We start from the raw sequence: 14,251 nt of genomic DNA, 5'->3' as shown, positions 1-14,251 counted from the left end.
CCCGCGTGAGCGGCCAAATAGAGTAGCGCGATACTCAGGACACTGTTTCGATATCCCGGCAAACTGATTGAGCAGTCTTCCTCGTTTGTTCGGTCGGGGGCCGTTGTGAAAAACATAGTGTTGTGTTTCGACCACACAGATGAGCGTCCCGGTCCACGAGACGCGACCAATACTGAAGCGTTGTTCCGGTTGCTGGACATCGATGATGATCAGCTCGGCTGGTACCACTCGGGCGCTACGTCGTCTCGCATGAGATTCTCCCGGCGCCGTCGCGCCGCCGCCGTGACCGAAGCCCGTGGTGCACTCCTGGAGGCCTACCGCTTTCTCGGTGACTGCTGGGAACCCGGCGATGCCATCTACCTGTTCGGCGGGGCAGACGGCGGGCACCGGGCCCGCGAATTGGCCGCACTGCTCGGATCGGTCGGGTTGTTGCCGGAGGGGTCAGACGATCTGGTCAGCTACGCGCTGGCGACCTACGCCCTGCCGCGCACGGCACGCACCCCGCAGGACTGGGAACATGTCAAAGGCTTGGCTGCCGAATTGATCGGAAACGGCGAAAGTAGTGTCCCTGTACGCTTTTTGGGCCTGTGGGATGTCGTCCGGATTCCCGGGGCGGGCCGCCGGACCGCCCCGCTGACCAATGTCGAAAACGGACGGCACGCCCTGGCCATCGACGCCTTGCGCCCGGCTTCACGGGACGGCGGCGCCATCGACGAGGTCTGGTTCCGCGGCGGGCACTGCGACATCGCCGGCGGTACCGGCGCGTGCTGGGCGCTGGCCGACATCGCGATGGACTGGATGCTCGACGGGGCTGTCGACGCCGGCCTGCGGGTCCCCATGCGCCTGTCCACTCCCACCGACCTGGATGCGCTGGCCGGTACGGCACCGACCTTCGGCATGGTCCGACCGCCGCTGGACGCCCCCGTGCACGCCAGTGTCGAGCTGTATCTGCGCGCGCACCCGCAGTATTGGCGGCGCCTGCCTGCCCGCATCGAGTGGGCCGACACCGATTGGCTGGCCCGTGGCGAGCGACTGCTGCCCGTGCCGACTCAGGCCGAGCCCGCGGCGCCCGTCGTCCTCACGGCAGCCGCATCCTGAAACTTTGCTGACCACGATCGGCGCGGCACTCATCCGTACGTGATATAAGCCTGTGGTGGGGACTTTTGTGGGCATCACGGGTTCAATCACCGATCGGGGGCGTGAGTTGGCTGAATTCGATCCTGGCGCGTGGACGGCGGTGGCGGCGTGGGTCGCCATCGCTGTCGTCGTCGCCGCACTGATCTACGGCTGGCGCCAGTACCTCAAGGCCAGGGACAAACGCGCCGAGCTGACCCAGCCGAACGTCTCGATGTTCATGGAGCCCAGCGGATCCGACTGGCATCTGGTCGAACTGGTCGTGCGCAACTACGGCCAGACCCCGGCCTATGGGTTGCGCTTCGAATTCGCCAACCCGCCCACCGTCGGTAAGTACGAGAGTTCCTACGACGACAACTACGTCGACATAGTCCCGCTGAATCTGCCCGCGGAGATTCCCTACCTGGCCCCGTCGCAGGAATGGCGGATCGTGTGGGATTCGGCGCTGGACCGCAAACAGCTCGGCGAGGCCATCGCGTCGCGATTCGACGGCGCCGTCACCTATTACGATCAGCCGCCCTCGGGCGGCAAACCTGCCGGCAAGAAGTTCCGCAACACGGCCGTCCTCGACTGGGCGACGCTACCGCCGGTGGACCGCATGGAACTGCTGACCACCCACGACCGGGCCCGCCAGGAGAAGCAGAAGCTGGAGCTGCTGCGCGGTGTTCTCAACTACTTCCAATACGCGGCCAAGGAGACCGACGAGCAAACGCTGCGTTCGGAGATCAACCGCATCAACGCGCTCGGCGCGGAGGTCCGCGAGCGGTGGAAGCGCCGCTATGAGACCACCGATGACGAGGACGACGACGAGGATTACGACGACGACGATCCCGAGACCGAGCTGATCAACCCGCGCGGGCGCCACAACGCCTGAACAAGGCCGCCCGTACGATCTGTGCGATGAGCAGCCTGGTGAGCTACGAGCTCAATGAGTCCGTCGCAACCCTCACGCTGGACGACGGCAAGGTCAATGCGCTGTCACCGGCCATGCAGGGTGAGATCAATTCCGCGCTCGACCGCACAGTGGAGGACGGCGCCAAAGCAGTCGTGCTGGCCGGCAACGCCAAGGTGTTCAGCGGCGGCTTCGACTTGAGTGTCTTCGCGTCGGGCGACACGCAGGCGACACTGGCCATGCTGGCCGGCGGTTTCGAGCTGTCGCTGCGCTGCCTGACCTTCCCAGTCCCGGTCATCATGGCCGCGACCGGACCGGCGATCGCGATGGGGTCCTTCCTGCTGCTCTCCGGTGATCACCGGGTGGGGTCGCCGAAGTCGCGCTGTCAGGCCAACGAGGTCGCGATCGGGATGACGCTGCCGATCGCCGCGATCGAGATCATGCGCATGCGTCTGACCCGTGCGGCGTTCCAGCGGGGCATCTCGATGGCCGCGACGTTCTCGGGCGACGCCGCGATCGCGGCAGGCTGGCTCGACGAGATCGTCGAACCCGACGCCGTGCTGACCCGCGCCCAGCAGGTGGCCGCCGAAGCAGCAGCGACGTTGAACGCGGGTGCCCACGTCGGCAGCAAGCTCAAGGCCCGCGCCGACGCGATTCTCGCCATCCGCGCCGGAATTGACGGTCTGCCAACCGAATTCGCGGGGTAGTTCGTTCGTTCACACGCGCGCACGTAACGCAGTGGCGGAGATTCGCCCGTTTTCCCGCCGTGGCGTTACGTACGTGATGCCCACGCCGTGGCCAGTCTCTTGAGGATGCCGCCCTTGCCGTCGCGGCACGTGACGCGGATGACGATCCAGCCGGCCCTGGTCATCTCCTCGACCCGGAGGATATCCTTGCGCAGCTGATCGGGATCCAAGTGATCGCGGCCTTCGTATTCGAGCGCGATCTTCACGTCCGGCCATGCCATGTCGACTTCGCCGATCAGAACGCCGAACTCGTTGTAGATGGGGTGCTGCGTTTCGGGCGGAGGGTAACCGGCATGGACGACCAGTAGCCGCAACCATGTTTCGCGTGGCGATTCCGCGCCAGGATCAACCAGCGCGAGCGTGGTGCGAGCCCGCTTGATACCCCTCCGACCGGCATGCCGCTCGGCCGCCAATTCGATGTCGATCACCTTCGTTTTCGTCGCGCGGGCCATCGCGTCGATCGCAGGCACCGCGACGGATTCGGGGAACTTGCAGGCCAGGTCGACAGCAGTGCGAACGCCAGTGGTGACGCGCATGCCGGCGATCAGGCAGATTTCGTCGTCGTCGAGGGCGTCGCTCCATGTGACGATGCCGCGGGCAGGTCGCCGATTGGTGTCGATGATGTATGCCGGGAGCTCGGCGCCGACCCAGCGGGAGCCATGCATGGCCGATGCCGAGAATCCCGCCAGCACTCCATGCCGACGTGCCCGCAACCAGCACGCCTTGGCACGGAGCACCGCCGTCGGCTGCGTTCCCCTTGCCACATAGACGTCCTGGTGCACGGCAACAAACCGAGTTCGCAGATCGTGGCGGGTGAGATGCCCTGCCGCGAGCGCTTCGCTGCCGATGAATGGTTCCCCCATGACCGGAGTGTGCCCTCGGGTACCGACAGCTCCGCATACGTAACGCGGTGGCGGTGATTCGCCCGATTTCCCGCCATGGCGTTACGTACGCGAGGCTCAGCCCGCAATAGCAGTGAGCGCTCCGAACTAGTCGACCGCGGCGGTCCAGTCGTACGGCAGGAACTTGCCGTCGAAGGTCACCACGACGCGGTCGCCCGCCGGGTGGGACTTCTTGGCGATGTCGACGCTGAAGTTGATGGCGCTCATGATGCCGTCACCGAACTGCTCGTGGATCAGCTCTTTGAGGGCCGGGCCGTACACCTGCAGAGCCTCGTAGAACCGGTAGATGGTCGGGTCCGTCGGGACCGCGGTGGGCAACCCGCCACGCATCGGCACGGCGGCCAACACCGGCACCACGGTCGGGTCCAGCCCGAGCATCTCGACCAGCACCTTGCCCTGCTCCGGCGGGATCGGATGTTGACCGAGCAGCGCCGAGGTGGTCCACACTACGGGCCGGCCGATGGCGTCGGCGAGCTGCTGCCAGGTCAGCCCCTTGGACAGGCGGGCCAGCACGATCTCTTCGGTGATTTCATCTCTGGTCACGGCACCTATCATCCATGCGCGGCAGTGTCGGTGGCGCGCCATAGGGTAGGGACGATGGCACTGCATCTGCACCGGGCTGAGCGCACGGATCTGCTCGCCGACGGGCTGGGTGCGCTGCTGTCCGCTCCCCTGCCCGATCCGTTCGCCGAAGAGCTGGTGCTCGTCCCGGCCAAGGGCGTCGAGCGCTGGCTGAGTCAGCGGCTCTCCAACCGGCTGGGCGTCTGCGCGGCCGTGCAGTTCCGCAACCCGCGCTCGCTGATCGCGGAGATCACCGGAACGCAGGACGACGATCCGTGGTCCCCCGAGGCGCTGGTGTGGCCACTGCTCGCGGTCATCGACGACAACCTCGAAGCCCCGTGGTGCACAGCGCTGGCCACCCATCTGGGCCGGTTCGAAGGCGGTGAGGAACGCGAGCTGCGGCAGGGCCGTCGGTACGCGGTGGCCCGACGCCTCGCCGGGATCTTCGCGTCATACGCCCGGCAACGCCCGCAGCTGCTCGTCGACTGGGCGGGCATCCCTGACGACCTGGCCTGGCAGCAGCCGCTGTGGCAAGCGCTCACCACCCGCATCGATGCCGACCCACCTCACGTGCGGCATGCGAAAACCCTTGCCCGGCTGCGGGAATCGCACAGCGACCTGCCTGAACGCCTGTCACTCTTCGGGCACACCCGGCTGCCGGTGACCGAGATCGAGCTGCTCGACGCCCTGGCCGTGCACCACGATCTGCACCTGTGGCTGCCGCATCCCAGTGACCGGCTGTGGCAGGCGCTGGCCGCCGAGAAGGGTGCGGTGCCGCGCCGCACCGATACGAGCCACCGCGCGGTCACCCACCCGCTGTCGGCGACCCTGGGCCGTGACCTGCGCGAGCTGCAACGTCTGCTCCCGGTGCCCGCGACCGACGAATTCCTCGGCGCACCAAGCCATCCCGACACCCTTCTGGGCTGGTTGCAGTCCGACATCGCCGCCGACGAGGTGCGCCCGCAGGGCCGGGTACACCGCGTCGACGATCGGTCGGTGCAGGTGCACAGCTGTCATGGCCCGGCCCGGCAGATCGACGTGCTGCGCGAGGTGCTCCTGGGCCTGCTGGCCGACGATCCCACGCTCGAGCCCCGCGACATCCTCGTCATGTGCCCCGACATCGAGACTTACGCGCCGTTGATCACCGCCGGGTTCGGGCTCGGCGATGTGGTGCACGGTGCCCATCCCGCGCACCGGCTGCGGGTCCGGCTGGCCGACCGGGCGCTGGTGCAGACCAACCCGTTGTTGTCGGTGGCGGCGCGGCTGCTGACCTTGGCCGGTGGCCGGGCCGGGGCGAGCGAGGTGCTCAACCTGGCCGAGTCGGCTCCGGTGCGGGCGCGGTTCGGCTTCACCGACGACGATCTGGACGCCGTCACGGCGTGGGTGCGTGAAGCCAACATCCGTTGGGGATTCGATCAGGAGCACCGTCGACCGTATGGCGTCGACTTCCTGCACAACACCTGGCGTTTCGGTATCGACCGGGTGCTGGCCGGTGTGGCGATGTCCGACGATTCGCACGCCTGGCTGGGCACCACGCTGCCACTCGACGACGTCAGCAGCAACCGCGTGGAGTTGGCCGGGCGCTTCGCCGACTTCGTCGAGAAGCTGCACAACGCGGTACGCGGGCTCAGCGGCACCAAGACCCTGGCCGAGTGGCTGGCCGAGCTGACCGCCGATATCGACGCGCTCGCATTCGATGACGAGGACTGGCCGCGCACACAGGTGCAGCGCGAGTTCGACGACATCCTCTCGACCGCCGATGCGTCAACCATGTTGCGACTGCCCGATATTCGCGCCCTGCTGGAGCGGCACCTGGCTGGACGGCCGACGCGCGCCAACTTCCGGACCGGCACGCTGACGGTGTGCACCATGGTCCCGATGCGTTCGGTGCCGCACCGGGTGGTGTGCCTGGTCGGTTTGGACGACGGGGTGTTCCCGCGGCTGGGGGCGGTCGACGGCGATGACGCGCTGGCCCGCGATCCCGTGACGGGCGAGCGCGACATCCGTTCGGAAGACCGGCAATTGCTGCTCGACGCGATCGGCGCGGCCACCGAGACGCTCGTGGTCACCTACACCGGCGCCAACGAGTACTCCGGGCAACCGCGCCCACCTGCGGTCCCGTTGGCCGAGCTGCTCGATACCCTCGACATCACCACCGCGCAGCCGCTGGACATCGTCACGCATCACCCGTTGCAGCCGTTCGATATTCGCAACGTCATTCCCGGGGCGATGGTGCCCGGCGAACCGTTCACGTTCGACCCGACGGCGTTGACCGCCGCGCAGGCCAACACCGGCCAACGTGCCGAGCGCCCAGCGTTTTTCGCCGACCCGTTGCCACCGCCACCGCCCGACGACGTGGTGCTGGCCGATCTGGTGGGCTTCTTCAACGACCCGGTGAAAGGGTTTTTCCGGGCGCTGGACTACACCCTGCCGTGGGAGGTCGAGGGTGTCTCGGACGTCATGCCCGTCGACATCGACGCGTTGGAGGAGTGGACGGTCGGCGACCGCATGCTGCATGACATGCTGCGTGGTCTGGCCCCGGCCGACGCCCAGCAGGCCGAGTGGCGGCGTGGCACGCTGCCGCCCGGGCAGCTCGGCTGGCGCACGGCAGGCGCGATCCGCGAGCAGTGCGCGGCGCTCGCGGCCGAAGCACAACACCACCGCGGCGTGGAATCCCAGGCCTACGACGTGGACATCGACCTGGGCGGCGGGCGACGACTCACTGGCACGGTGTCCCCCGTCTTCGGCGAGCGCCTGGTCTCGGTGACCTACTCCAAGCTCGACGGCAAGCACTTGCTGCAGTCCTGGATTCCCTTGCTGGCCTTGGCCGCTCAGTATCCCGGCCGAGATTTCTCTGCGGTGTGCATCGGCCGGCCCAAGCGCGGGACCACACCGCGTGCCGAGGGCCTGGACAGTCCGGATGACCCGGTTGAGCTGTTGATCGACCTGGTACGGATCTACGACGCCGGCCGGCGCGAACCATTGCCGTTGCCGGTGAAGACGTCATACGCCTGGGCGGTAGCCCGGCACACCGGCGACGATCCCGAGCAGGCCGCCGGATACCGTTGGCGCAGCGGCAATTATCCCGGCGAAGATCAGCAACCCGCCCACGTGCGGGCCTGGGGTCGCGGGGCCTGGCTGCGGGACCTGATGCAGCCGCTGCGCCCGGGCGAGGAGGTGCCCGGCGAAACCCACCGGCTGGGCGCCTACGCAGCCCGGCTGTGGTTGCCGATGCTGCGGGCCGAAAGGGCGGCGCGGTGAAGGTTTTCGATCTGCTCGGGCCTCTGCCGCGCCCCAACACCACCACGGTGCTCGAAGCCAGCGCCGGCACCGGTAAGACGTTCGCGTTGGCCGGGCTGGTCACCCGCCTGGTCGCCGAGGGCGCCGCGACGCTGGATCAGATGCTGCTCATCACGTTCGGCCGGGCCGCCAGTCAGGAACTACGCGAACGGGTTCGTGATCAAATCGTCTGCGCCCTGGCCGCATTGACCGACCCGGCCCGGGCCCGCAACGATCTGGAGACCTACCTGATCGCCGAAGATCAGGACGCCCGCAGGCAACGGCTACGGGACGCCCTGGCCGGATTCGACGCCGCGACCATCGCCACCACGCACCAGTTCTGCCAGATCGTGCTGAAATCCCTTGGCGTCGCCGGTGACAGCGATTCCGGGGTGACACTGGTGGAGAGCCTCGACGACCTGGTCTGCGAGATCGTCGACGACCTCTATCTGTCCCGCTTCGGCGCTCAGAAAGATCATCCGCTGCTGGACTACGCCGCCGCGCTGCGACTGGCCCGCACCGTGGTGGCCAATCCGGCCACCGAGCTGCGGCCCACCGATCCCGACCCCGATTCACCGGCCACAGTTCGGCTGAGCTTCGCCCGGGATGTGCTGGCCGAGTTGGAGATCCGCAAGCGCCGTCGCGGCGTGCTGGGCTACGACGATCTGCTGACCCGGTTGGCAACGGCTCTGGCGGCGCCGGATTCACCGGCACGGGTGCGGATGCATCAACGGTGGCCGATCGTGATGGTCGATGAATTCCAGGACACCGACCCGGTGCAGTGGCAGGTGATCGAACGGGCCTTCTCCGGCCATTCGACGCTGATTCTGATCGGTGACCCCAAGCAGGCCATCTACGCCTTCCGCGGCGGAGACATCGACACGTATCTGCGGGCCGCCGCGACCGCCGGGGACAAGCAGACGCTGGGCACCAACTGGCGCAGCGACAGTGCCCTGGTGGACCGCTTGCAGGTGGTGTTGCGCGGCGCGCAGTTGGGCGGGTCCGACATCGTGGTCCACGAGGTGGAGGCTCACCACCAGGGTCACCGCCTGGCCGGCGCACCGCACAACGACCCGTTCCGGTTGCGCGTCGTGAGCCGAAACGGCAAGGACGCCAAGACCATCCCCATCGACCGGCTCCGCACCCACATCGGCCGGGACCTGGCCGCCGACATCGGCGCATTGCTGACCAGCGGGGCGACCTTCGACGGCAGGCCCGTGCAGGCCCGCGACATCGCCGTGATCACCGAGACCCACAAGGACGCCAGGGCGTGTCACACCGCACTGCTGACCGCGGGAATCCCGGCGGTGTACACCGGGGACTCCGACGTGTTCAACTCCGAGGCCGCCGAAGACTGGCTGTATCTGCTGGAGGCGTTCGACCAGCCGCACCGCACCGGGCTGGTGCGTGCGGCCGCGGCCACCATGTTCTTCGGCGAGACGGCCGAATCCCTTGCTGCGGGCGGTGATGCGCTGACCGACCGGATCGCCGACACCTTGCGCACATGGGCCGGGCAGGCGCGTGAGCGCGGGGTCGCGGCGATCTTCGAGGCCGCCCAGCTGGCCGGCATGGGCCGCCGCGTGCTGTCTTGGCAGGGCGGCGAGCGGTTGATGACCGATCTGGCCCACATGACCCAGCTGCTGGGCGATACCGCCCACCGGGAAGGGTTCGGGCTGCCCGCGCTGCGGGACTGGCTGCGCACCCAACGTTCAGAGGGCGGCGGGGAAACCGAACGCAACCGTCGCCTGGACAGTGACGCCGCGGCCGTGCAGATCATGACGGTGTGGGTCAGCAAGGGGCTGCAGTATCCGATCGTGTATCTACCGTTCGCGTTCAATCGCTATGTGCCAGAACCGGATCTGATCCTCTTTCACGACGACGGCGTGCGGTGTCTGCACATCGGGGGCGCCGATCCGGCGGTGGCGCGGGCCGGCCGCGCCGAGGCGGCCGCCGACGACAGCCGGCTCACCTACGTGGCGATGACGCGGGCCCAGTCCCAGGTGGTGGCGTGGTGGGCGCCGTCGCGTGATGAACCCAACGGCGGGTTGTCGCGGCTGCTGCGGGGCCGCAGGCCCGGCGAGTCGGCGGTGCCGGACAAGTGCACGCCGGTCAAGATCGGTGATGCCGACGCGTTGGACCGGCTGCGGGCGTGGGAGGCGGCGGGTGGCCCGGTGATCGAGGAGTCCGTCGTCGAGGGCTTCACCCCCGTCCCGGCCCCCGCGCCGGCCGAGGACCTGGCCACCCGGCACTTCCACCGCGCCATCGACACCTCGTGGCGGCGCACGTCGTACTCGGGTCTGCTTCGCGCAGCCGATGATTCGGGCGTCACCAGCGAGCCCGAGGTCACCGAACTCGACGACGAGGTCAATGTCGTGGACGACGTTCTCGCCATACCCACCGTCGCCGGCAGCGACATCCCGTCCCCGATGGCCCAACTGCCGACCGGCGCGGCGTTCGGCTCCCTGGTGCACGCGGTCTTGGAAACGGCCGACCCGTTCGCCGCCGATCTCGGTGCCGAGTTGGCCGCGCAGGTGCGGGTACATGCGGCGCGCTGGCCCGTCGAGATCGAGGCCGACGAGTTGGCGGCCGCGCTCGTCCCCATGCACGACACGCCCCTGGGCCCGCTGGCTCCCGGCGTGACGCTACGCCAGATCGGGTTGCGAGACCGGTTGCGGGAACTGGACTTCGAGTTCCCGATGGCGGGTGGCGATCTGCGGGCCGGGAAGTTCGCCCGGCTCTCCGACGTCGGTGCGCTGCTGCGCACGCATCTGCCCGGCGACGATCCCGTGGCGTCGTACGCCCAGCGGTTGTCCGGCGGAGTCCTCGGCAACCAGCCGCTGCGCGGATACCTGTCGGGTTCGGTCGATGCGGTGCTGCGCATCGGATCCCGGTTCGTGGTGGTGGATTACAAGACCAACTGGCTGGGCACCGGCGACGCCGAGCTGACCGCCGCCGATTACACGCGTGACCGCATGGCCGAGGCCATGCTGCATTCGGACTATCCGCTGCAGGCTCTGCTGTACAGCGTTGTGCTGCACCGGTTCCTGACCTGGCGATTACCTGGTTACGATCCGGCGACCCATCTCGGTGGGGTGATCTACCTGTTCGTCCGTGGCATGTGCGGGGCCGCCACCCCTGTCGTCGACGGCCATCCGGCCGGGGTGTTCAGTTGGGAGCCGCCCGCCGCGCTCGTGGTGGCAGTGTCGGAGTTGCTCGATGCTTGACCATTTCACCGAGATCCTCGAGCCCGCCGACGTGCAGGTGGCGCGACGGCTCACCGCACTGGGCGGCGAGGCTGACGATTCGGTGACTCTGGCCGTGGCGCTCGCGGTGCGGGCGCTGCGCGCCGGTTCCGTGTGTGTGGATCTGCGGTCGGTGGCTGCGCAGGTCGACCTGCCCGATCTGCCGTGGCCCGATCCGGACAAGTGGCTGGCCGCGGTGAGTGCGAGCCCGCTGCTGAGCACCGGGCCGGTGCTGCGGCTGTTCGACGAGCAGCTGTACCTGGACCGGTACTGGCGCGAGGAGCAACAGGTGCGTGACGACGTGCTGACCCTCGTCGGCACTCGCCCGTCCGGCGCTCTTCCCGATGTATCACGGCTGTTCCCAACGGGATTCGACGAGCAACAGGCTGCCGCCGAGGTGGCGTTGTCGCACGGGCTGACGGTGCTGACCGGCGGCCCTGGCACCGGCAAGACCACCACGGTGGCGCGGCTGCTGGCATTGCTGGCGGAGCAGGCGGCGCTGACCGGTAACCGGTCGTTGCGGATCGCGCTCGCCGCGCCGACAGGTAAGGCTGCGGCCCGGTTGCAGGAAGCCGTGCAATTGGAGGTGGACCGGCTCGACCTGGTCGACCGCCGACGGCTGGCCGGGTTGCAGGCCACCACCCTGCACCGGCTGCTCGGTCCGCGGCCGGACACCTCGTCGCGGTTCCGCCACCATCGCGGAAACCGATTGCCGCATGACGTGATCGTGGTCGACGAGACGTCGATGGTGTCGCTGACGATGATGGCCCGGCTGCTGGAGGCGGTACGCCCGCAGACCCGGCTGCTACTGGTGGGTGATCCCGATCAGCTGGCGTCGGTGGAGGCCGGTGCGGTGCTGGCCGATCTGGTCGACGGGCTGGGAACGCGTGGGGTGGCGGCGTTGCGGACCTCCCACCGGTTCGGCAAGTCGATCGGCGCACTGGCCACGGCGATCCGGGTCGGTGACGCCGATGCGGCGCTGCACGTGCTGGCCACGGGCGACGAGCACATCGAGTGGGTGACCACCGACGTCACCGAGCGGTTGCGGGAAGTCGTTGTGCCGCATGCCGTTGCGCTACGGCAGGCGGCGATCCTGGGCGATGCCACGGCGGCGCTGAAAACGCTCGACGAGCATCGCCTGCTGTGCGCGCATCGCCGGGGACCGGCCGGTGTCATGCACTGGAACCGTCAGGTGCAACGCTGGCTCACCGACGCGACAGGCGAGCCGCTGTGGGCGTCGTGGTATGTCGGGCGGCCAATCCTGGTGACCGCCAACGACTATGGGCTCAAGCTGTACAACGGCGACACCGGCGTCACGGTCGCCACGCCGGACGGCTTGCGGGTCGCGGTGGGCGGCAACGGATCGTTCGCGACGGGCAGGCTCACCGAAGTGGAGACCATGCACGCCATGACCATCCACAAATCGCAGGGCAGCCAGGCCGACGAGGTGACCGTGCTGCTGCCGGACATCGAGTCACGACTCTTGACACGGGAACTCTTCTACACCGCGGTCACCCGGGCCAAGACACGCGTGCGCGTCGTCGGGACCGAAGCCGAGGTGCGCGCAGCCATCACCCGGCAGGCAGTGCGCGCGACCGGCCTGCGAAAGCGGCTCAGAACCTAAACAGCCCGTCCGGCGAAGAACGCGCCGGAGATGAGGCCGATGGTGATGGCCAACGTGGGCAGACCCATCACGACCGCTACGACGACGGCTGCGATTGCGACGAGGCCCAGCACCAGCAGGAGACTGCCAATAAATGCTCCGACCATGACCGCCCTTTCTATGGTTGCGGTCACACTGTAGCGCTCTTGTTGCTTGGATCACAGCCAGATCGAGCGTCGATTTGGTTAACAATTTCCGGGCGAAATGTATAGCTGAGCTTGGTGAATCCATTCAGACGGCAACCGCCGCCAGCGGGCCATCTCCACGCGAGTTAACCCAACCGACGCCATCAGTGCACGGCAGCCTGCCAGGATGCAAACCGTGGCTCCCGAAAAAGCGCAGACCGTCGCCTACCCCGCACCCGGTTCCCGTCCGACGCGTCCCAACGGCGAGGTGCTGCCGCCGCACGTCATCGTGCTGTTCGGCGCCACCGGGGATTTGGCGAAGCGGAAGTTGATCCCGGGGCTGGCGTATCTGGACCAGTCGAGTTTCAGCCCCGACATCCGGGTGGTGGCCACCTCTTTGGAGGATTACACCAAGGAGCAGTTCCTCGAGCACGCCAAGGCCGCTGTCGACGAGTTCGCCACCCGTCACCCGACCGACGAGCAGTGGAAGAGCTTCGCCGACAAGGTGCAGTACGTGCCACAGAGCGCGGGCCCGGCGGCCCTGGCCGCAGCCGTCGCCACCGCCGAAGAAGAGCTGGGCCCCGATGTCCGTCGGCTGCACTATCTGTCGGTACCACCCAAAGCCGCCGAGTCGGTCATCACCATGCTCAAAGAGGCCGACCTCGTGAAGCGGTCCAAGGTGGTCATGGAGAAGCCGTTCGGCACCGATCTGCAGAGCGCGGTCGCGCTGAATGCGTTCGTGCACAGGACATTCAAGGAATCCCAGATCTTCCGGATCGACCACTTCCTCGGTAAGGAAGCGGCGCAGAACATCCTGGCGTTCCGGTTCGCCAACGGTCTGTTCGAGCCGATCTGGAACCGCAACTTCATCGACCACATCCAGATCGACATCCCCGAAACCCTCGGCCTGGACCAGCGGGCCAACTTCTACGAGAGCACCGGCGCCTTCAAGGACATGGTGGTCACCCACTTGTTCCAGGTGATGGCGTTCGTGGTGATGGAGCCGCCGACAGCACTGGAGCCACGCGCCATCAGCGAAGAGAAGAACAAGGTGTTCCGGTCGATGCTGCCGCTCAACACCGCCGAGGTGGTGCGCGGGCAGTACCAGGGTTACCGCAATGAGAAGGGCGTGGCGCCGGATTCGGAGACCGAGACGTTCATCGCGCTGAAGGTCGGCATCGACAACTGGCGCTGGGCCGGCGTGCCGATCTACCTAAGGACCGGCAAGCGGATGGCCGAGGGTCAGCGGATCATCTCGATCGCGTTCAAAGAAGCACCGCGGACCATGTTCCCGGCGGGATCCGGGGTCGGCGCGCAGGGGCCGGATCACCTGACCTTCGATCTGGCCGACGCGTCGAAGGTGTCGTTGTCGTTCTACGGCAAGCGACCCGGGCCGGGCATGCGGCTGGAAAAGCTCTCGATGCAGTTCTCCACCCAGGAGACCGCCGAGATCGCCGATGTCCTGGAGGCCTACGAGCGGCTGATCCTCGACGCCATGCGTGGCGATCACACGCTGTTCACCACCGCCGAGGGCATCGAGTCCCTGTGGGAGCGTTCAGAACCGCTGCTGCAGGATCCACCGGTGGTGAAGATGTACCCGCAGGGCACGTGGGGGCCCAACGCCATCCATCAGTTGATCGCGCCGAATGCCTGGCGGCTGCCGTTCGAACGGGTGTGGCGGGAGTAGGTCGTCACATCCGTCACTGC

General features: G+C 67.7%; 10 protein-coding genes. 7 read left to right on the top strand and 3 right to left on the bottom strand.

Translation table 11 applies throughout. The features are described 5' to 3' along the window. The first annotated feature begins 105 nt into the window (after positions 1-105). The 3 genes from BST13_RS06550 (at position 106) to BST13_RS06540 (ending at position 2,733) form a co-directional block, all read left to right on the top strand. Positions 106-1,098, top strand: coding sequence for a phospholipase effector Tle1 domain-containing protein (locus tag BST13_RS06550; RefSeq protein WP_083161835.1), 993 nt, complete (start codon positions 106-108; stop codon positions 1,096-1,098). Positions 1,099-1,165: 67 nt separating this feature from the next. Next, a complete protein-coding gene (locus BST13_RS06545; RefSeq protein ID WP_083161833.1) occupies positions 1,166-2,008 on the top strand; it encodes a hypothetical protein in 843 nt (280 codons plus the stop codon). A 26-nt stretch (positions 2,009-2,034) separates the two neighbouring features. After that, on the top strand, positions 2,035-2,733 hold the full coding sequence (locus tag BST13_RS06540) for a crotonase/enoyl-CoA hydratase family protein (RefSeq protein WP_083161831.1): 699 nt from the start codon (positions 2,035-2,037) through the stop codon (positions 2,731-2,733). Positions 2,734-2,798: 65 nt separating this feature from the next. Here BST13_RS06540 and BST13_RS06535 read toward each other — a convergent pair whose 3' ends face one another. Next, positions 2,799-3,635 carry a hypothetical protein gene (locus BST13_RS06535; protein ID WP_083161829.1) on the bottom strand — a complete coding sequence of 279 codons (837 nt, stop codon included), beginning with the start codon at positions 3,633-3,635 and terminating at the stop codon, positions 2,799-2,801. 126 nt (positions 3,636-3,761) lie between these two features. Further along, complete coding sequence (gene cynS / locus BST13_RS06530) at positions 3,762-4,217, bottom strand: cyanase (protein ID WP_483869184.1); 456 nt, start codon at positions 4,215-4,217, stop codon at positions 3,762-3,764. Between the two features lie 54 nt (positions 4,218-4,271). On the opposite strand from cynS, the gene recC reads away from it, so the two are divergent. Genes recC through recD form a run of 3 tightly spaced genes read left to right on the top strand, consistent with a single transcriptional unit; the run spans position 4,272 to position 12,380 of the window. Further along, a complete protein-coding gene (recC, locus tag BST13_RS06525) occupies positions 4,272-7,496 on the top strand; it encodes an exodeoxyribonuclease V subunit gamma (protein WP_083161825.1) in 3,225 nt (1,074 codons plus the stop codon). Next, on the top strand, positions 7,493-10,738 hold the full coding sequence (gene recB / locus BST13_RS06520) for an exodeoxyribonuclease V subunit beta (protein WP_083161989.1): 3,246 nt from the start codon (positions 7,493-7,495) through the stop codon (positions 10,736-10,738). Before recC ends, recB begins: the two co-directional genes overlap by 4 nt. Next, a complete protein-coding gene (recD, locus tag BST13_RS06515) occupies positions 10,731-12,380 on the top strand; it encodes an exodeoxyribonuclease V subunit alpha (RefSeq protein ID WP_083161823.1) in 1,650 nt (549 codons plus the stop codon). The genes recB and recD overlap by 8 nt, the downstream gene beginning before the upstream one ends. Here recD and BST13_RS38190 read toward each other — a convergent pair. Next, positions 12,377-12,526, bottom strand: coding sequence for a hypothetical protein (locus BST13_RS38190; RefSeq protein ID WP_087074512.1), 150 nt, complete (start codon positions 12,524-12,526; stop codon positions 12,377-12,379). The genes recD and BST13_RS38190 overlap by 4 nt on opposite strands. A 205-nt stretch (positions 12,527-12,731) precedes the next feature. Here BST13_RS38190 and zwf point away from each other — a divergent pair, with 205 nt between their 5' ends. After that, complete coding sequence (zwf, locus tag BST13_RS06510) at positions 12,732-14,231, top strand: glucose-6-phosphate dehydrogenase (protein ID WP_211296023.1); 1,500 nt, start codon at positions 12,732-12,734, stop codon at positions 14,229-14,231. The last annotated feature ends 20 nt before the right edge of the window (positions 14,232-14,251 follow it).

The organism is Mycobacterium aquaticum (assembly GCF_002086485.1).
GTDB lineage: Bacteria > Actinomycetota > Actinomycetes > Mycobacteriales > Mycobacteriaceae > Mycobacterium > Mycobacterium aquaticum.
Note: the sequence above shows the minus strand (reverse complement) of the source record. Positions and strands in the feature narration are given on the sequence as shown.